The sequence below is a fragment of the Paraburkholderia sp. CI2 genome, from assembly GCF_014201055.1.
Classification (GTDB): Bacteria; Pseudomonadota; Gammaproteobacteria; order Burkholderiales; family Burkholderiaceae; genus Paraburkholderia; species Paraburkholderia tuberum.
Genome location: NZ_JACHDL010000005.1, coordinates 155,621 through 174,634 on the forward strand (window position 1 = coordinate 155,621; position 19,014 = coordinate 174,634).

Here is a 19,014-nt window from a genome sequence, read left to right on the forward strand (position 1 = left end):
TACGGATCGCGGCGCACTTATCCCCAGTTCGTGTTGATGAGCCTGTTGAAAACTGTCTGAACAACGGGCTAACGCATTGAACCTAATACGATTTGTTTGTACGGTGCGAAACGAATCAGAAGCAAGCCGCAGTACACGTGCTCTGCAGCGCCTCAACGGTGTTTATCGATCACTGAATCGTGCTATCAGATCGATGCATCAGCCTGGCATGATCTGACCATGAAGTTATCGGAACATCTTGCCGGCGCGAAACGCTACGACGAGTGGGCACTTCAGTCCGCTTTTTCCGACGATGTGCCTCGCGTCGAGGTGTTTCGCCGCTGACATGACGGTATGCGGCGAGAGCGGGCCGGTGCCCGTATCGCTTAAGAATCCGCGGCCCCCCGCGCACCCGCCATCCGAGACATCAAGGCTTGTTCGACTCGAACAGATCCATGATCTGCTTCTTCTCGGTCGTCGACACGCTCGGCGGCGGCACCACCGGCGGCGTCATGCCCGCCGGGCCGACGCCGCCCACCGCATCGGTCGCGCCGGCCATCGGATTGCCCGAATCGAGACCGATGCTCGCGACGAAGCCTTGCCCCGGCAACTTGTCGGTAAAGAACAGCTCGCCGTTCATCACCGTCACACCGTCGGGTTGCTGCGGCTCGGCCTGTGGCACACCGCGCAGCGCGCGCTGCATGTACTCGACCCAGATCGGCAGCGCGAGCTGCGCGCCGAATTCGCGGCTGCCGAGACTCTTCGGCTGGTCGTAGCCCATCCACGCGACCGCCACCAGCGACTGCTGATAGCCGGCGAACCAGCCGTCCTTCGCGTCGTTGGTCGTACCGGTCTTGCCCTGCAGGTCCGAGCGCTTCAACACGTTGGTGCCCGCGCCCGTACCCGCGGTCGCGACCGAGTGCAACAGGCTGTTCATGATGTATGCGTTACGCGGCTCGAGCGTGCGCGGCGCGTCGTGCCCAGCGACTAGCGGCTGCGCGCGCGAGATCGCCACGCCACGCGCGTCAGTCACTTCGTTGATCAGATACGGATTGATCCGGTAGCCGCCGTTCGCGAACACCGAGTACGCGCCCGCCGATTGCAGCGGCGTGACGAGACCCGCCCCCAGCGCCATCGGCAGATACGGCGGGGTCTTGTCGGCGTCGAAGCCGAAGCGCTGCGTGACGAAGTCCTGCGCGTACCTGGTGCCGATGAACGACAGGATGCGGATCGACACGAGGTTCTTCGACTTCTGCAGCGCGAGGCGCATCGACATCGGACCATCAGGCTGGTCGTCGTCCTTCGGCTCCCACGCGTCGCCGCCCGGCGTGCTCGGCGGGAAGTACAGCGGCGCGTCGTTGATGATCGTCGCCGGTGCGAGCCCCTTGTCGAGCGCCGCCGAATAAATGAACGGCTTGAAGCTCGAACCCGGCTGCCGCCACGCTTGCGTTACATGGTTGAACTTGTTCTTGTTGAAGTCGAAACCGCCGATCAGCGCGCGGATCGCGCCGTCCTGCGGCGTCAGCGACACGAGCGCGCCCTCGACCTGCGGCAGCTGCGTGATCTGCCAGTTGCCCTTGTCGTCGGCGACGAGGCGCACGATCGAACCCGGCTTGATGCGCAGCGTCGCGTTCGCGCGCGGGCTCAGCGCCGCGGCGACGAAGCGCAGGCCGTCGCCCGACACCGTCACCTGGGTGCCGTCGACCAGTTGCGCGGCCACCTGCTTCGCGCTCGCGTCCGTCACCACGCCGGCGATGATCTCGCCGTTGTCCGGGTGATCGGTCAACGCGTCGTCGATCGTCTGGTCGCGGTCGTCGCCCGCCTCGGGCAACTGCACGAAGCCTTCCGGTCCGCGATAGCCGTGGCGCCGCTCGTAGTCCATCACGCCCTTGCGCACCGCGCGATACGCGGCGTCCTGATCGGCGGAATCGATCGTGGTGGTCACGTTCAGGCCGCGCGTATAGGTTTCGTCCTTGTACTGCGCGTACATCATCTGCCGCACCATTTCGGCGACGTACTCGGCGTGCACGCTGTACTCGTTGCCCGGATTCTTCGTGTGAATCTCTTCCTTCACGGCCTGGTCGTACTGCTGCTGCGTGATGTAGTTCAGCACGAGCATGCGTCGCAGGATGTACTCCTGACGGATCTTCGCGCGCTTCGGATTGACGACCGGGTTATACGCGGACGGCGCCTTCGGCAGGCCCGCGAGCATCGCGGCCTGGGCCAGCGTGAGGTCCTTCAGGTCCTTGCCGAAGTACACGCGCGCGGCCGCGGCGAAGCCGTACGCGCGCTCGCCCAGATAGATCTGGTTCATGTACAGCTCGAGGATCTGGTCTTTGGTCAGCGCGCGCTCGATCTTGTACGCGAGCAGCATCTCGTAGATCTTGCGCGTGTACGTCTTCTCGCTGGAGAGGAAGAAGTTGCGCGCGACCTGCATCGTGATCGTGCTCGCGCCCTGCGACGCGCCGCCATGCGCAAGGTCGGCGAAACCGGCGCGCAGGATGCCGACGAAGTCGACGCCGCCGTGTTCGTAAAAGCGGTAGTCCTCGATCGCGAGCACCGCTTTTTTCATCTGGTCGGGGATGTCCTGGAAGCGCACGAGGCTGCGCCGCTCCTCGCCGAATTCGCCGATCAGCACGTGATCGGCGGTGTAGACGCGCAGCGGCACTTTTGGGCGATAGTCGGTCAGCGCGTCGAGCGACGGCAATTGCGGCCCCATCACGACGAGCGCATAGCCGACGATCAGCGCCCCGACCACGGCGACGGTCGCGATCAGGCCGAAGCACCACAGCACGAGCGACGCGCCGATCGAACGACGGCCGCGCTCGGGCTCGCGCGAAGCGGCATTGCGTCCAGGGGTGCGTTGGTGGGAGTCCCGGTCTTCACCGGCCGGAGAGTTCGAGGAATGCGGTCGTTTGATGATTGGCATGACTGGAATAATGGGCCCGCAACTGCGCGCCTGTCTGCACGCGCTCGCGGCGTGCGCATGGGTCGTGTTCGACATCCTGGCCGGGACGTACGCCGCCCTGCGGACCTTGCCCCCGGCCGGCCGCACGGCACGCCTCGGACCATGTCCGGCGCAACGTAACAGCGCATTTTAAAGAAATCGGCGGCGGTCCAAGGCAGTTTTTTTGTAAGAATTCCCTTTGCCGGCCGCCTTTTCCTTGGTAAGGGTCTGTAATTTCGCGCAGCGCGCATTGCAGCGTGCGCGCGACGCGCAGCTTATGCGGGGTTATCAACATTTTCTGTTGAAAGGGCTGTGGACAAACCGGCCGCAAACACTACAACTCATTGATGCCACGGGATTTTCGCACCGCGCTTGTTCCGTGGCGGCGCAACTCGTCATATGATGAACCCCGCGCGCGTCCCTCGATGCGCGTGACGGGGACCCCAACGGCGGGATCCAACGGCAGTTCCGATGACGGGTTCCGACACCGTATCCGAAGGCACGCGCCGATCCGCCCATGCTAACAAGACTGCGAGTCGATCATGTCCAAGCCCAGTGAGCGCATCGTCGTATTCGTCACGACCGCGCAGAAACGTGCGATCACCGCGACTGCCGAGGATCTGGGCATCAGCGTGAGTGAACTGATGCGGCGCGCGGTGCTGAGCTTCGGCGCGACCAGCGAACAGGTCAAGGCCGCGAGCATCGTCGACCGGCTGCGCGCGCCGCGCGCGCCCGATCCGCTGAACGCGGCGCTGCAGCGCGTCGCGCGCGGTACGCGCTATGCGCGCGCCGCGCTGCCGGTAGCGCTGCGAGCGGATGAGAAAGACGCGGCGGCTCCGGCGGCTCCGGCGGCTCCGGCGGCTCCGGCGGCTCCGGCGGCTGCCGGCGCGGCCGAGGCCGTGGATTCGCCCTCGATGCAGCAAGCCGGTCGCCCCGCTCCCGTGACCGACGCTGTGGATGCCCCCGCCCCGCTGCTTCCGGCGGGCGTCGCCGCCGCGCTCGCCGCCGAGCAGGACGAACAGGCCGCGGCCACCGCCGAAGCCGTCGCGCGTCTGACGGCAGCACGAGCCGCCGAAAATGCGGAAAACGCCGAAGCGGACGCAATCGACAACGCCGCGTCGAAACGGCTGCCCGGCACGTCGGCGCGTCTGCGCAACTCACTCAAGCGCCGCCCCAACGACCAGGACTCCGACGACGACGAACCGCACAGCGACCCGAGCGCCGAAGGCGGCCGTTTCGCGTGACGCAAAGCGTGACGGAAAATTACTGCGCATCGAGCCGCAATCACTGCATCCGAGCGAGCAGGCGAGCGTACGCAACGAGTCCCCGTTGCATATCGTTACATCAGTGACACCTGCGTGAAACGCCGCTCGGTAACGCCCGCCCACACCCGCAAACAGCGGCTTTTCGCGCATCCTTCGAGCCTTCGGGTAGCCGCATCGATTAAGCGATCTTTAAGACAGCCGGTGGTGTAATATCCGCCGTCAAGTCCATGATCCGCCGTCAAGTCCATGCCCATCGCGGCTTTCCATCATCGAGGCAATCCTCAACCGGCATTGCGCCTCAACAAAAACGGACCGCGCTATTGCAATTGGCAAGTGCGCCCCGAACTCCGGTCCGAACGTTGCGCAGCATGGCGCACGGCGGCGTAAAGTAGCAGTAGTTCAAGGCAGTCAGGCGCGCACGCATCGTCGGCGCCGCTCACATTCTCTGGAGGTTTTCATGTCGCTTTTTGACAGCATTTCGCGCACGCTCAAAGGTCTTTTGAACGATGCGGCCGATTCGGTGCAGGATCCGTCGCGCGACTCGCGCCAGATCGTGCGCGAACTCGACGACAGCATCGGCAAGGCCGAAAACTCGCTGATCGAGATTCAGGCGCAGGTCGCCACCCAGCAAAGCAAGCGCGATGTTGCCGCGGACAAGGCGAAGAAGTATGAAGACGGTGCTCGCCGTGCGCTGCAGTCCGGCGACGAAGCGCTCGCGCGTGAAGCGCTCGGCGCGCAGGCCACGGCCGAAGCCGAACGCGATTCGCTGACCAAAGAACTGACTTCGCTGGAGCCGTCGGTCGCGCAACTGAAGAGCCAGATCGAGGACATGCGCACGCGCCGCAACGACCTGAACGCGCGCTCGAACATCCTGCAAGCCAAGCAGCAGATCGCGCAGGCGAAAGATACCGCGGCCACCGCACTCGGCGGCATCGGCGGCACGAACCTGTCCGAGGATTTCCAGAAGCTCGAAGATAAAGTCGCGCTGTCGAACGCGCGTTCCGACGCACGTCTGAACTCCGCCGACGAAAAAAGCGGCAAGGCGCTCGACGACAAGCTCGCGGATCTGAACCGCGGCCCGTCCGTCGATGATCGGCTCGAAGCGCTGAAGAAGCAGCTCAATACGCCGGCGCAGTAAATGCCGGATGCGTGTACTTCCTCGCAGCAAGTACACGCAGCAATGACAGCAGTAGCAGTACATGCCGGTGCGCTCGCTTCTGAACGCACCGGCATACCGGCCGCCACAGGCGGCCACCGCAATCGACTGATGGAGACGGGCGCGCCCCGCCCGGTCCGCAAATGAAAAAACTTTTCGCAACCGCCTTCGCTTCGCTGCTGCTCGTGTCGGCCGCGGCGTTCGCGGTGCCGACCGCCCAGCAAATCGAATCGGCGATGTCGCAGGGCAACTGGCAGCAGGCCGACGCCGGCCTCACCGAAGTGTTGCAAGCGCATCCGAACAACGCACACGCGCACTATCTGTACGCCCAGGTGCTCGATCGCGAAGGCCGTTCCGCCGAGGCGCTCGCGCAGCTCCAACAGGCAAAGACGCTCGATCCGCAGATCCGCTTCACCGACCCGAGCCGCTTCGCGCAAACCGAAGCGCGCCTGCGCCGCGACGCGGAACGCGCGGGCGGCAACGTCACCCGTCACGCCGCGAATCCGTTCGCGCAGCAGAATGCGCCTGCTGTGCAGCAACAGTCGGCGATGATGTCGCAAGCGCAACAACGGCATGGTCCGGGGGTGGGTATGTGGATCGGTATCATTGTTCTGATCGCGGTGATCGCGCTCGTGCTGCGCTGGACCTTGCGCCGCGCGCGCAGCCAGGAAGACACGCGCGCCGACGAGGACCGCCGCGCGCAATTGAAGCGCGCCACCGACATGCTCAACGCGGTGCGTTCGATCAAGCTCGACGTGAAGCTATCCACCGCGCCGGGTCACGAGTTGCTCGAGAAAGACGTCGAAGCGACCGAAGAGCAGTTGCGCGGCGCCGTCGAAACGCTGTCGAACGGCAAGAATCCGCTGCCGCCCTATGCACTCGACGAGTTCGAGCAGCGCATCGCGAGCCTGCGCGCGCGCGCCGACGGCCGGCCCGATCCGACCGCCGCCTCCGTGGGCAGCGCTCAGCAATCGACGTACGCGCAGGAGGCCGAGCGCTTCGGCAACCCGCAACCGCCTTATCCGCAACAGGGTCCCTATCAGCAGCAGCCGCAGGTCATCGTGCAGCAAGGCGGTGGCATGGGTGGCGGCATGGGCGGCCTGCTGACCGGCGTGCTGCTTGGCGAGGCGCTCAGTCACGGGCGTGACCGCGTAGTCGAGCGCGACGTGGTCGTCGACCCCGACGAACTGCGCCGGGGCGGCAACGACGGCGGAAACGGCGGCGGCCTCGACTTGGGTCAGGGTTCGAACGACTGGAACGATGACGGCAGCGGCGGCATCGACACGGGCAGCAACGACGATTCCGGCGGCTGGACCGATACCTGATCGAACCCGATCGATCCGCGTCGAATGAAAAGACAGGCTCCTTCGCGGAGCCTGTTTTTTGCCTGCCGGATTTGTGTACCGCCTTCGTTCAAGTCAGGCCCGCGCCGACTCCGCCTGGCTACCCTCATGCTGCGCGAGCACGACCGCCCCCGCAAACAGCCGCACGATGAAACGTTCCGCGTAATCGATCAATGCGTCGCGGCGCGCGGGGTTCGCATCGATGTATTCAGCGGATAGATGAAACAGTTGCAGCACGATCTGCGTGCAGACTTCGTCGACGGTCTCGCGCGCGAGTCGCGGCATCAATTCGAGCTGCACGACGTCGTCCGCCATCTCCGCCGACACCTCGTGCAGGTTCGCGCGCACCGCTTCGCGCAAGGCCGGCGACGTGCCGTGGTATTCGGCCAGCGCGCTCAGGAACGCCTCGCGGTTCGCGAGCGCGAACGCGAAAAACGCGACGCACGCGCGCCGCGGCACGCTGTGCGGTTCGTCGTGCGCGGCGAGCCAGCGCTCGCGCCGCAGCATCGGCCGAAGCCGTCGGCTCACCGAGGCGACGGCTTCGCGCGCGAGCTCGTCGAGCGCGCTGAAATGGCGGTAGAACGTGTTCGGATTGAGCCCCGCCTCGCGTGCGAGCTCGCGCAAGCCGAGGCTCGCGAAACTGCGGCCGCCGGCGGTCAACCGCAGCGCGGCTTCGATCAGCTTGCGCTTGCCGGGCGGCAACTGCGGGCCGGCGACGGACGCTGCTTCGGGGACGGTCGTCATCGTGCGTTCAATCATCGCGCGGTATGCGCGTTTAATAGCTGCACTCTAAACGATCTTGACGCGATGTGTACAGTTGTCTACCCTGCGCGTTAAGCCGTGTGTAGACAGCTGTAGACGCGCGATTTCGCCCCTGCCCGTCGCGCCGCACGAGTCCAGCGCGCCGTAGCCGCTATCGTTTCACCCGCCGCTTTCGCCCCGTGCCGGAGACCGCCGTGACGCCCGCCCCTTCCGCTTCATCCACCGCGCTGCGCATTGCGATCGTCGGCAGTGGCTTTGCCGGCATCGGCATGGCCATCCGTCTGCAGCAAATGGGCATCACGTCGTTTACGGTCTATGAGGCCGCGAGCGGCATCGGCGGCACGTGGCGTGACAATACCTACCCCGGCGCGGCCTGCGATGTCCCCTCGCATCTCTACTCGTTCTCGTTCGAGGCGAATCCGGCGTGGTCGCGCTCGTTCAGCAGCCAGGCCGAAATTCTCGCGTATCTGCAGCACTGCGCGCACAAGTACGGCGTCGATCGCTACGTGCGTTGCAATGCGAAAGTGAGCGCCGCGCGCTTCGACCAAGCGCGGCAGATCTGGCTCGTCGAGCTCGACACGAACGGCGCGCGCGAAATCGTCGAGGCCGACGTGCTGATCGCCGCGAACGGTCCGCTGTCGCGTCCCGCGCTGCCGCGCATCGCCGGCATCGAACGTTTCGAGGGCAAGCTGTTCCATTCGGCGCGCTGGGACCACGCCTATCCGCTCGACGGCAAACGCGTCGCGGTAATCGGCACGGGCGCGAGCGCGATCCAGTTCGTGCCGAAAATCCAGCCGCGCGTCGCGCATCTGGCTCTGTTCCAGCGCACCGCGCCGTGGGTGATGCCGAAGCGCGACAAGCCGATCGGCCTACGCGCGCAATGGCTGTTCCGTACGCTGCCGTTCACGCAGCGCTTCGTTCGCAGCGCGATCTATTGGCAGCTCGAGTCGCGTGGGATCGCGTTCGTCGTCAATCCGAAGCTGATGAAGATGCCGATGAAGTTCGGTCTCAGCTATCTGCAGCGACGCGTCAAGGACCCGGCGCTGCGCGCGAAGCTCACGCCGAACTACCGGCTCGGCTGCAAGCGCGTGCTGCTGTCGAGCGACTATTACCCGGCCGTCTGTCAGCCGAACGTCGACGTCGTGACGAGCGGTATCCGCGAGATCGTCGCGGATGGCATCGTGACCGACGACGGCGTGCACCACCACGCGGACGCGATCATCTGCGGCACCGGCTTCCAGGTCAACGACGTGCCTGCGCCGTTCGAAGTGACCGGCCTCGACGGCACCGACCTCAGCACGCTATGGCTACGCGATGGCCCCGAGGCCTATCTCGGCACGAGCATCGCGAACTTCCCGAACTTCTTCATGATCGTCGGCCCGAACACGGGGCTCGGCCATAACTCGATGATCTACATGATCGAGTCGCAACTGCGATATATCGGCGATTGCCTGCGCGTGCTGCGCAAACAGAATGCGCGCACGATGACCTTGCGCGCCGACGTGCAGCGCGATTTCAACACGCGTTTGCAACAGGAGATGCGGCACGCGGTGTGGACGAGCGGCTGCCACAGCTGGTATCAGACGCAGAGCGGCAAAGTCACCGCGATCTGGCCCGGCTTCACGTTCAGCTTTCGCAAGCGTACGCGCCGCGTGCGGCCGCAGGATTACCGCTTCGCGCGCTGAGTCCGCACAATGGCAATCCGGCGCCGCGGGCATGGGCCGGCGCATTCGTTACCCGCCACCGCCCAGCAACTGCAACAGCTCCCATAGAAACTTCACGATGATCACGATCAGTTCCCACAGCCGATAGAGCGGCTGCCAGTCCAGCACGCGCAGAAGGGACTCGATCATCGCTATCGTCAGAAGAAGTGAGGGCCGCGATTTCCAGTTCGATCACGCGTGGCGCGCGATGCCCGCGCGTCGCGCAAGCTCAAACCGCCATCACGGCCCGCCTGCGCTCCGCGCGCTGCATGAAGAAGTTCGCCGCGACGACGCCGACCGTGACGACCGCGATGAACAGCGTCGCGAGCGCATTCATCTCCGGGTTCAGACCAAGTCGCACGCGCGAGAATACGACGAGCGGCAAGGTCGTCGAACCGGGACCCGACAGGAACGCGGACAGCACCACGTCGTCGATCGACAGCGTGAACGACAGCAGCCAGCCCGCCACCAGCGCCTGTGAAATCAGCGGCAGCGTGACGAAGAAGAACACGCGCAGCGGTGTCGCGCCGAGGTCGAGCGCGGCTTCCTCGAGCGACGGATGCAGTTCGCGCACGCGCGATTGCACGATGATCGCGACGTACGAAATACACAGCATCACGTGACCGATCCAGATCGTGAAGATGCCGCGTTCGGCCGGCCAGCCGATCCAGCGCGCCATTTCGATGAACAGCAGCAACAGCGAGATGCCCTGAATCACTTCGGGGATCACCAGCGGCGCGTTGATCATGCCGGTGTACAGCGTGAAGCCGCGAAAGCGCCCCATGCGCGCGAGCACGAAGCCGGCCCACGTGCCGATGATCACCGACGCGAACGCCGTGAGCAGGCCGATACGCAGCGACAGCCACGCCGCCGTGATCAGCTCGCCGTCCTGCAACAGCGCCGCGTACCAGCGCGTCGAGAAGCGCGTCCACACCGTCACCAGTTGCGATTCGTTGAACGAATACACGACGAGGCTGACGATCGGGATATACAGAAACAGAAAGCCTATGCCCAGAGCGATCAGCTGCAGCATGCGATTCGGCTTCATTGGCGGCCCTCCTCCAATGCCTTCGCCTGCGCATGCTGGAACAGCGCCATCGGCACCAGCAGCAGCAACACCATCGCGCATGTGACGGCGGACGCCATCGGCCAGTCGGCGTTGTCGAAGAACTCATTCCACATCACGCGGCCGATCATCAGCGTGTTCGCGCCGCCGAGCAGCTCAGGAATCACGTACTCGCCGACTGCCGGAATGAACACCAGCAGACAGCCGGCGATGATGCCGTTCTTCGACAGCGGCAGCGTGATCTGCCAGAACGCCTTCCACGGCTTCGCGCCGAGGTCGTAGGCGGCTTCGAGCAAGGTCAGGTCCATTTTCACGAGATGCGCGTACAGCGGCATCACGAGAAACGGCAGGTACGAATAGACCATGCCGATATAGACCGCCGTGTTCGTGTGATACAGCTCGATCGGCGAATGGATCAGGCCGACCGACATCAGGAAGTTATTCAGCAGCCCGTTGTTCTTCAGAATGCCGATCCATGCGTACACGCGGATCAGGAACGAGGTCCAGAATGGCAGCATCACGGCCATCATCAGCAGATTGCGGGTGGCCGGATTGGAGCGCGCGATGTAGTACGCCATCGGATAGCCGATCAGCAGACACAGCACGGTCGAAATCGCCGCGACCACGACCGAATTCACATAGGTCGCGAAGTACAGGCTGTCGGTCAACAGAAACGCGTAGTGCGACAGATCGAGCGTGATGTGCAGCGCGCCTTCCGCGAAGGTGACGAGCTGCGTGTACGGCGGAATGCCGAGCTGCGAATCGGCGAAGCTGATCTTCACGACCAGCAGGAACGGCACGAGGAAAAACAGCAGCAGCCAGATGAACGGCCCCGCCACCACCGCGGTGCGTCCCCTGAACTTCAGACGCCGCATGGGCCACGCGAAAAACGACGAAAGCGCCTCTTTCATGACGTCAGCACCACGCCGGCCGATGCGCTCCAGCGCACGTAGACTTCGTCGCCCCAGGATGGCGGATCGATTTCGGTGAGCGCCAGGCTCGTCACGTTCGCGATCACGGTCTTGCCGCCGTCGAGCTTCACGTGATACAGCGAATAGCCGCCCATGTACGCGATATTCGTGACGACGCCCCTGCCCCAGTTGTAGGCGCCCTCCGGCGGCTTACGCGTGAGGGCGATGCGTTCGGGGCGCACCGAGATCGTCACCGGCATGCCGAGCGGACCGGTGATGCCGTGATTGACGTGCAAATGGCACGTCAGATCCGGCGTTTCGATGAACACGTGATCGGGCTCGTCCTCGACCGTGCGGCCTTCGAACAGATTGGTCGAGCCGATGAATTCCGCCGAGAAACGGCTGTTCGGGTACTCGTAGACTTCATGCGGCGTGCCGAGCTGCACGATCTGGCCTTCGCTCATCACGGCGAGGCGGTTGGCCATCGTCATCGCTTCCTCCTGATCGTGCGTGACCATCATGCAGGTGACGCCGACCTGGTCGAGAATGTTGACGAGCTCGATCTGCGTGCGTTGGCGGATCTGCTTGTCGAGCGCCGACATCGGCTCATCGAGCAGCAGCAGCTTCGGCCGCTTGACGAGCGAGCGCGCGAGCGCAACGCGCTGCTGCTGCCCGCCCGACAGCTGATGCGGCTTGCGCTTCGCGAAGCGGCCCATCTGCACGAGTTCGAGCGCGTTGTGCAGGCGATCTTTCAGCTCGGCCTTCGGCACACCTTCCTGCTTGAGGCCGAACGCCACGTTGGCCTCGACAGTCATGTGCGGAAAGAGCGCGTACGACTGGAACATCATGTTGACCGGCCGGCGATACGGCGGCAGTTGCGCGAGATCTTCGCCATCGATCAGGATCTTGCCCGATGTCACGGTTTCGAGCCCGGCCATCATGCGCAGGAGGGTCGACTTGCCGCAGCCCGAGCTGCCGAGCAGCGCGAACAGCTCGCCCTTCTTCACCGTCAGATTGACCCCTTTGACCGCGACGGTCTCGCCGAACTTCTTCACGACATCGACGATCTGGATGAACTGCTCCGCTGCGTCGCCCGTCACGGCGTTCGAGCCCGTCGACGGCACGGCCGTCCCGGCCAGCGCGCCCGGCTGGTCACTACTCATCATAATGCTGCTTCACTCCGGCGTTTGACGAACAAAGCCCCCGGTGAACACCGAGGGCTTCATAGGCTGCTTATCTGTTTGTTGGCGCGCTTAGCGGCCGGACTTGAACTCGGTCCACAGTCGCGTTTGCAGCCGCTGGATTTCCTGCGGCAGCGGTTTCAACAGGAACAGCGTCTTGATGGTTTCCGGCGACGGGTACACGGCCGGATCGTTCGCGACGTCCTTGTCCACGTACTTGCGCGCTTCCATATTGACGCTCGGGTAGTACACGGCGTTGGTGATCGCGGCGTTCACCTGCGGCGTCTCGATGTAGTTGATCCACTCGAGCGCGGCTTCCTTGTGCTTCGCATCCTTCGGAATCGCCATCACGTCGAACCACACCGGCGCGCCGCCCTTCGGCACGAAGTACTCGATCTTGTACGGCTTGTTCGCCTCGATCGCGCGATGCTTGGCGATCACGACGTCGCCCGACCAGCCGTACGCGAAGCAGATGTCGCCGCCGACGAGGTCGTTGATGTAGCCCGACGAGTTGAACTGCGTGATGTACGGGCGGATCTTTTTCAGCATCGCGAGCGCGGCGCGGTAGTCGGCCGGGTTCGTGCTCATCGGGTCTTTGCCTATGTAGTGCAGCGCGGCTGCGAACATCTGGTCCGGCGCGTCGAGCACCGACACGCCGCAGGCCTTGAGCTTCGAGATGTTTTCCGGCTTGAACAGGATGTCCCAGCTATCGAGCGGCGCGTCCTTGCCGAGGATCTGCTGGACCTTCGTCACGTTGTAGCCGAGGCCGGTCGTGCCGTACGCCCAGGGCACCACGTACTTGTTGCCCGGATCGGCGCCGGCGACGAGCGCCATCAGCGACGGGTCGAGGTACTTCAGGTTCGGCAGCTTCGATTTGTCGAGCGGCTCGAAGATGCCCGCGGCGATCTGCTTGCCCGCGTAGTTGCTGGTCGGCACGACGATGTCGTAGCCCGAGTGACCGGTGAGCAGCTTCGCCTGCAGCGTGTCGTCGCTGTCGTAGTTGTCGTACTTGACCTGGATGCCGGTCTGTTTGGTGAAGTTCGGTATCGTGTCCTTCGCGATGTAGTCGGACCAGTTATACACGTTGAGCTGCGTATCCTTCGCAGCGGCCGTCAACCACGGCGCCGCGCACAAGATCAGCGCCGCCATATGCCCCACTATCCGCTTGTTCATCCCGTTCTCCGATCTCTCGTCACTCAAGCCGCGCCGTCGCCCGCACGGTCCCCTGAAAACCCCGAAAACTACCACCAATTATTGCCCGCACAAAAAAAAACCCGGAGCTGTCGCGCAAACGGTACAGGCTCTGGCCGCACCCTTGCAAAATGGCCGAAATTTTAACGGGTTATCGGCCCGTGTCTACCGAAAAATACGCGGTCGTCGGCCGCGCTTTATCCGCGCTGGGCACAGGCTGCGAGGGTTTCATCGCGTCGCTGTTATCTGGTTGTCAGCTCGGCGTTGGCTCGCACCTGGGCGGTGCGCCGCTCTGGCGCGCGCGAGTGCCGGACGGTGCTTGCCGGTGCAGAGCCGCGTCGGCGTCCGGCGCGCCTTTCATGCGCCGCGGCGCCGCCACGAATGCTCCTATCATGATCTTTTGATGCGTATTGCGCGACGTCGTCGCGCGACGGCCGGCCAGCCGCTGCGCGCGTGCGATCGGCATTTGACTTGCAACGGGATGCGTTTCCCACAAGCTCTGGCACGATGAACACCAATCCTTTCGCGATGCGTCCCGACCGGCGCCGGCGCCTGCCGGAGCAGAAAGGCGGCCGCAGGCTGGAGGCGGTGATCGCCTCGCTGATCGGCTTCGTCGGCCTGTGCTTCGTCGTGCAGCTCGCGCTCGCGCGGCCCGACTGGCACGCGGCGCTCGCCGGCACCGCGCCGAGCCTGGAGCTGATCAGAAGCGCGGGCATGCTGTGGCTAGCGGCCGGCATCGTCGGCGCGACGGTCATGCCGCACAACCTGTATCTGCATTCGGCGCTGGTCAAGCATCACGCGCCCGACAGCAGCGACGCGCAGATCAAAGCCGCGCTGCACGTCGTCAATCTCGATACTTTCGGCTCGCTTGCGTTCGCGTTCGTGATCAACGCGGCGCTGCTGATCGTCGCGGCGGCCGTGTTCTATGCCAGCGGTCATCGCGACGTGACCGATCTGGCCGATGCGCATCGGCTGATCGCGCCGCTCGTCGGCAGCCGCTGGGCCGGCATCCTGTTCGCGACGGCGCTGCTCGCGTGCGGACTCAGCGCGACCGTCACGGGCACGCTGGCCGGTCAGACGGTGATGGAGGGCTTCCTGCGGCTGCGGTTACCGCGCTGGAAACGCGCGCTGCTCACGCGTGCGCTCGCGATCGGGCCGGCCCTGCTCGCGGTGGGCGTGTTCGGCCAGCATGGCTCGAATCAGTTGCTGGTCGCGAGCCAGGTCGTGCTGAGCCTGCAATTGCCGCTCGCGGTCGTGCCGCTGATCCGCTGCGCGTCCGATGCGGCGCTGATGCGCGGCTGGCGCGTGCACGGCGTGCCGCTCGTGCTGTCATGGCTGTCGGCGGCGTGCATCATTGCGCTCAATGGCGCGCTGATGTGGCAACTGGCGACTTCGGCGTGATCGCAGACGCAAAGGTCAGCGCAATTGACATGAAGTTCGCACGACGCTGAGCGACGCATGCAAGGCGCACGGCGCGCATCGGTTAACATAGCGGGACTTCGCCTCCCCGCCTCAAGGTTTCCGATGACTTCGAATCTCCACGATCTTCCCGACAGCCCGTGCATCGGTGTCTGCTCCACGCTCTTCGACGAGGTCTGTAAAGGCTGCGGCCGCACCGCCACCGAAGTGTCGAACTGGGTGTTTCTGAGCGACGAGGAAAAGCGCGCGATCTGGACTCGGATCGAACGGGAAGGCACGGCGATGCGGTTTCAGAACGACAAGGTGTGAGCGTGTTCGTTGCGCGCATCGCACGTTGACGCGACCATAAAAAAAGCCCGCTTCGACGAAGCGGGCTTTTTGCTGTGACGCGATTCGATCAGCGTGAACCGAAGCGCTTATTGCACGCCTTGACTCGTCAGGAAGTCCTCATAGTTGCCACCGAAGTCGTTCAGCGTGCCATTGGTCTTCACTTCGATGATCCGGTTCGCGAGGCCGCTCACGAACTCGCGGTCGTGGGAGACGAAAATCAGCGTGCCGTCGAACTTGTCGAGCGCGATCTGCAGCGACTCGATCGACTCCATATCCATGTGGTTGGTCGGCTCGTCCATCAGCAGCACGTTGTGGCGGCCCAGCATCAGCTTGCCCCAGATCATGCGGCCCTTCTCGCCGCCCGACAGCACCTTGACCGACTTGCGGATGTCGTCCGCATTGAACAGCAGCCGGCCGAGCGTGCCGCGCACCATCTGCTCGTCGTCGCCTTCCTTGCGGTACTGGTCGATCCAGTCCATCAGCGTGACGTCGCCCGGAAACTCTTCGTACGTGTCTTGCGGCATGTAGCCGACGTTGGCGTTTTCCGCCCACTTCACCGTGCCGTGGTCGAGTTGCAGATTGCCGAGCAACGAGCGCAGCAGCGTGGTCTTGCCCGCGCCGTTCTCGCCGATGATCGCGATGCGCTCGCCCGGCTGCACGCTGATGCTGAAGTTATTGAAGATCGAGCGCTCGTATTTCTTGGAGATGCTGTCGGCGACCACCGCGATGTTGTGCAGCTTCTTCTCGAACTCGAAGCGGATGAACGGGTTCTGCCGCGACGACGGCTTGAATTCCTCGATCTTGATCTTGTCGATCATCTTCAGACGGCTGGTGGCCTGGCGCGCCTTCGACTTGTTCGCCGAGAAGCGGCGCACGAAGTCCTGCAGATCGGCCACGCGCTCCTTCGCCTTCGCGTTGGCGGCCTGCTGACGCTCGCGCGCCTGCGTGCTGGCGAGCATGTAGTCGTCGTAGTTGCCCGGATAGACCTTCAGCGTGCCGTAGTCCATGTCGGCCATGTGGGTGCAGACCTGGTTCAGGAAGTGCCGGTCGTGCGAGATGATGATCATCGTCGAGTTGTACTGGTTGAGAACATCTTCCAGCCAACGGATCGAGTTGATGTCGAGGTTGTTGGTCGGCTCATCCAGCAGCAGCACGTCCGGCTTCGAGAACAGCGCCTGCGCGAGCAGCACGCGCAGCTTCCAGCCGGGCGCCACGTTGCTCATCGGGCCGTTGTGGTCTTCGATCGCAATGCCGATGCCGAGCAGCAGCTCGCCCGCGCGCGCTTCGGCCGTGTAGCCGTCGTACTCGGCGAACTTCGCTTCGAGCTCGGCCGCGTGCATGTAGTCGTCGTCGGTCGCGTCGGGGTTCGCGTAGATCGCGTCGCGCTCGGTCATCGCGGCCCACATTTCGGCGTGGCCCATCATCACGACGTCGAGCACGCGCACGTCTTCGTACGCGAACTGGTCCTGGCGCAGCTTGCCCAGACGCACGTTCGGCTCGAGCATCACGTTGCCCGAGCTGGGCTCGAGATCCGAACCGAGAATCTTCATGAAGGTGGATTTACCGCAGCCGTTCGCACCGATCAGGCCATAGCGATTCCCTCCCCCAAATTTGACCGAAATGTTCTCGAAGAGGGGCTTCGGCCCGAATTGCATGGTGATATTGGCAGTAGACAGCACAGCGCGTCCCTTTGAATGTGATATCGGCGAAAAACCCAATATTTTAGCAGGTTTGGAGTTTTCAACCGGACAGTTGTTCCGGCGCGGCCCGCGTCACCCGCTCGAGCCGCTGCGCGGCGTCTGCAGAATGTCGATAAAGGCCGAAAAATCCGCGTCGGCGAGCCCCATTGCCGCACCCAGTCGCAGCAATTGCTGGACCGTCGACGCCGACCGGCATCGGCGTGCCGGTCTCGTAGGCGCTCCCCCGCCGGGCCGAACACGATCTGCTCGACCGCGCGCGTGCGGTTCCACACATGCACGCTATGACCCGCGCGCAGCAGGTGCCGGATCATCGGCGCGCCCATCAGGCCGGGGCCGCAAAAACCAGTTTCCACGTTCGAACCTCGTCGGTTATCAGATTGAATGGCTTATGTTGCGTACGGATGATAGCGACCGCGCCAGGCGCTTAAGTCGCGCGATACCGGGCATGCGATGTGCGGTATCGATGGTTCGAGCGGCGACGTCTGATCCGCCGCGCAGGCGATTGCGCTGGCGAGGACGCATATGTCCGTCGGACTGCGCGAACCGTTGCCTATACTTTTTTCCATGCACGTTTCCGAGCAGCGTTTTACTGACCAGCGGCGCACACCAAGGAGGAACTCATGTCAGAACACGTTTACAAGAAGATCGAACTGACCGGTTCGTCGAAGAAATCGATCGACGACGCGATCACTACCGCGATTGCCAAAGCGTCGGAAACGCTGCGCAATCTGCACTGGTTCGAGGTCACGGAAACGCGCGGCCAGATCGAGAACGGCAAGGTCGCGTACTGGCAGGTAACGCTGAAGGTCGGCCTGCGCATCGAGGACTGAGCGGCGACCGCACGACACGCTTGCCCGCTGCCACGCGCAAGCCGCAAACAGAAAAGCTGCGTCCAGGCGGGGCTGGACGCAGCTTTTTTTCAACAACGGACCGCCCGATTTACTTCGGCAGCGACCCGTCGACACCCTCCACGTACCAGTTCAGGCGCTGCAGTTCCGGATCGGTCAGCGTCTTGCCTTCAGGCACCTTCACCGTGCCCGACTGATCCTTGATCGGGCCCGTGAACACGTCGCGCTTGCCGCTCGCGAGTTCGTCGCGCTTCGCGGCAACCTGCTTCTGCCCATCGGCCGGAATCGCCGAGGTGTTCAGGTCCTCGAGGTTGACAGCCTTCTGCGGAATGCCCCACCACACCGGATCGTTCTTCCACTTGCCGTCGAGCACCTGCTGGATCACCGCGCTGTAGTACACGCCCCAGTGCGCGACGACCGAGCCGAGATGCGCATCAGGACCGAACTTCTTCATGTCCGAATCCCAGCCGAACGCGTGCACGTGCTTCTCCGACGCGGTCGCGAGCGTCGCGCTCGAATCGGTGTTCTGCAGCAGCACGTCGGCGCCCTGGCCGATCAGCGTTTCGGCGGCCTGCTTTTCCTTGCCCGGATCGAACCAGCTGTTGATCCAGATCACCTTCGTATGCACCTTCGGATTCACCGAGCGCGCGCCGAGCGTGAACGCGTTGATGTTGCGCACCACTTCCGGAATCGGCACCGACGCGACGAAGCCGAGCGTGTTGCTCTTCGTCACGTAGCCCGCGGCGACGCCGGCCAGGTACGCGCCCTGATACATGCGCACGTCGTAGGTGCCGAAGTTCGGCGCCTTCTTGTAGCCGGTCGCGTGCAGGAAGATGGTGTCCGGGAAGTCCTTCGCGACCTTCAGCTCGAAGTCCTGGTAGCCAAAGCTCGTGCCGAAGATGATCTTGTTGCCCTTGTTCGCGAGATCGCGGAACACGCGCTCGGAGTCGGCCGATTCGGGCACGTTCTCGACGCGCGTGATCTTGATCCTGTTGCCGAACTTCGCTTCGGCTTCCCGCGAGCCCTGATCGTGCGCGTAGGTCCAGCCGGCATCGCCCGGATTGCCGAGATAGACGAACGCGACGCCCGGCACGTCGGCGGCCTGCGCGGTTTGCGCGAGCGGCGCCGCAAGTGCCAGCGACGCCGCACCCCAAGCGAAAGCGGTCAGCAGATGTCTTCTCTTCATGTTTTTTTCCTGTCGTAATGAGCGAAT

At 64.0% G+C, this 19,014-nt stretch carries 14 protein-coding genes and 3 pseudogenes; 7 read left to right on the top strand and 10 right to left on the bottom strand.

What is annotated here, in order from left to right; all coding sequences use genetic code 11:
- Positions 1-406: 406 nt before the first annotated feature.
- The gene (locus HDG32_RS09775; protein ID WP_184066042.1) at positions 407-2,908 is read right to left on the bottom strand and encodes a penicillin-binding protein 1A; all 2,502 of its coding nucleotides are present in this window, start codon (positions 2,906-2,908) and stop codon (positions 407-409) included.
- A gap of 560 nt (positions 2,909-3,468) precedes the next feature.
- Here HDG32_RS09775 and HDG32_RS09780 point away from each other — a divergent pair.
- The 3 genes from HDG32_RS09780 (at position 3,469) to HDG32_RS09790 (ending at position 6,672) form a co-directional block, all read left to right on the top strand.
- A complete protein-coding gene (locus HDG32_RS09780; RefSeq protein WP_184066045.1) occupies positions 3,469-4,170 on the top strand; it encodes a hypothetical protein in 702 nt (233 codons plus the stop codon).
- A gap of 478 nt (positions 4,171-4,648) precedes the next feature.
- Positions 4,649-5,329 (top strand): PspA/IM30 family protein, encoded by a 681-nt coding sequence (locus tag HDG32_RS09785; protein WP_184066048.1) that lies wholly within the window; start codon positions 4,649-4,651, stop codon positions 5,327-5,329.
- A 161-nt stretch (positions 5,330-5,490) separates the two neighbouring features.
- Positions 5,491-6,672 (top strand): tetratricopeptide repeat protein, encoded by a 1,182-nt coding sequence (locus HDG32_RS09790; RefSeq protein WP_184066051.1) that lies wholly within the window; start codon positions 5,491-5,493, stop codon positions 6,670-6,672.
- 93 nt (positions 6,673-6,765) lie between these two features.
- Here the strand turns inward: HDG32_RS09790 and HDG32_RS09795 are convergent, their stop codons facing one another.
- Positions 6,766-7,434, bottom strand: a complete 669-nt coding sequence (locus HDG32_RS09795) for a TetR family transcriptional regulator (RefSeq protein WP_260336421.1) — start codon at positions 7,432-7,434, stop codon at positions 6,766-6,768.
- Positions 7,435-7,646: 212 nt separating this feature from the next.
- Here HDG32_RS09795 and HDG32_RS09800 point away from each other — a divergent pair, with 212 nt between their 5' ends.
- Positions 7,647-9,137, top strand: a complete 1,491-nt coding sequence (locus HDG32_RS09800; RefSeq protein WP_184066057.1) for an NAD(P)/FAD-dependent oxidoreductase — start codon at positions 7,647-7,649, stop codon at positions 9,135-9,137.
- Positions 9,138-9,384: 247 nt separating this feature from the next.
- Here the strand turns inward: HDG32_RS09800 and HDG32_RS09805 are convergent, their stop codons facing one another.
- The 4 genes from HDG32_RS09805 to HDG32_RS09820 all read right to left on the bottom strand — a co-directional run bounded on the left by HDG32_RS09805 (position 9,385) and on the right by HDG32_RS09820 (position 13,486).
- A complete protein-coding gene (locus tag HDG32_RS09805) occupies positions 9,385-10,203 on the bottom strand; it encodes an ABC transporter permease subunit (protein WP_184066060.1) in 819 nt (272 codons plus the stop codon).
- The gene (locus HDG32_RS09810) at positions 10,200-11,132 is read right to left on the bottom strand and encodes an ABC transporter permease subunit (protein WP_184066062.1); all 933 of its coding nucleotides are present in this window, start codon (positions 11,130-11,132) and stop codon (positions 10,200-10,202) included. Before HDG32_RS09810 ends, HDG32_RS09805 begins: the two co-directional genes overlap by 4 nt.
- Positions 11,129-12,295 (bottom strand): ABC transporter ATP-binding protein, encoded by a 1,167-nt coding sequence (locus HDG32_RS09815; RefSeq protein ID WP_184022680.1) that lies wholly within the window; start codon positions 12,293-12,295, stop codon positions 11,129-11,131. Before HDG32_RS09815 ends, HDG32_RS09810 begins: the two co-directional genes overlap by 4 nt.
- Before the next feature lie 90 nt (positions 12,296-12,385).
- Entirely contained in the window at positions 12,386-13,486 is a 1,101-nt protein-coding gene (locus HDG32_RS09820) for a polyamine ABC transporter substrate-binding protein (protein WP_184066065.1), read from the bottom strand.
- A 576-nt stretch (positions 13,487-14,062) separates the two neighbouring features.
- Here HDG32_RS09820 and HDG32_RS09825 point away from each other — a divergent pair.
- Together HDG32_RS09825 and HDG32_RS09830 are read left to right on the top strand one after the other, a co-directional pair.
- Positions 14,063-14,905, top strand: a pseudogene (locus tag HDG32_RS09825) (divalent metal cation transporter); the annotation flags it as partial.
- A 123-nt stretch (positions 14,906-15,028) separates the two neighbouring features.
- A complete protein-coding gene (locus HDG32_RS09830; protein WP_090800501.1) occupies positions 15,029-15,232 on the top strand; it encodes a DUF1289 domain-containing protein in 204 nt (67 codons plus the stop codon).
- A gap of 107 nt (positions 15,233-15,339) precedes the next feature.
- Here the strand turns inward: HDG32_RS09830 and HDG32_RS09835 are convergent, their stop codons facing one another.
- From HDG32_RS09835 to HDG32_RS09840, 3 genes and pseudogenes are all read right to left on the bottom strand, one after another.
- On the bottom strand, positions 15,340-16,932 hold the full coding sequence (locus HDG32_RS09835) for an ABC-F family ATPase (protein WP_090800503.1): 1,593 nt from the start codon (positions 16,930-16,932) through the stop codon (positions 15,340-15,342).
- A gap of 93 nt (positions 16,933-17,025) precedes the next feature.
- A pseudogene (locus HDG32_RS37225) lies at positions 17,026-17,173 on the bottom strand (NAD(P)-dependent oxidoreductase); the annotation flags it as partial.
- A 27-nt stretch (positions 17,174-17,200) separates the two neighbouring features.
- Positions 17,201-17,276: pseudogene (locus HDG32_RS09840) on the bottom strand (NAD(P)-binding domain-containing protein); the annotation flags it as partial.
- Between the two features lie 297 nt (positions 17,277-17,573).
- Here HDG32_RS09840 and HDG32_RS09845 point away from each other — a divergent pair.
- Complete coding sequence (locus HDG32_RS09845) at positions 17,574-17,783, top strand: dodecin (RefSeq protein ID WP_018435559.1); 210 nt, start codon at positions 17,574-17,576, stop codon at positions 17,781-17,783.
- 109 nt (positions 17,784-17,892) lie between these two features.
- Here the strand turns inward: HDG32_RS09845 and HDG32_RS09850 are convergent, their stop codons facing one another.
- Positions 17,893-18,987, bottom strand: a complete 1,095-nt coding sequence (locus HDG32_RS09850) for a BMP family ABC transporter substrate-binding protein (protein ID WP_184066068.1) — start codon at positions 18,985-18,987, stop codon at positions 17,893-17,895.
- Between the last annotated feature and the right edge of the window lie 27 nt (positions 18,988-19,014).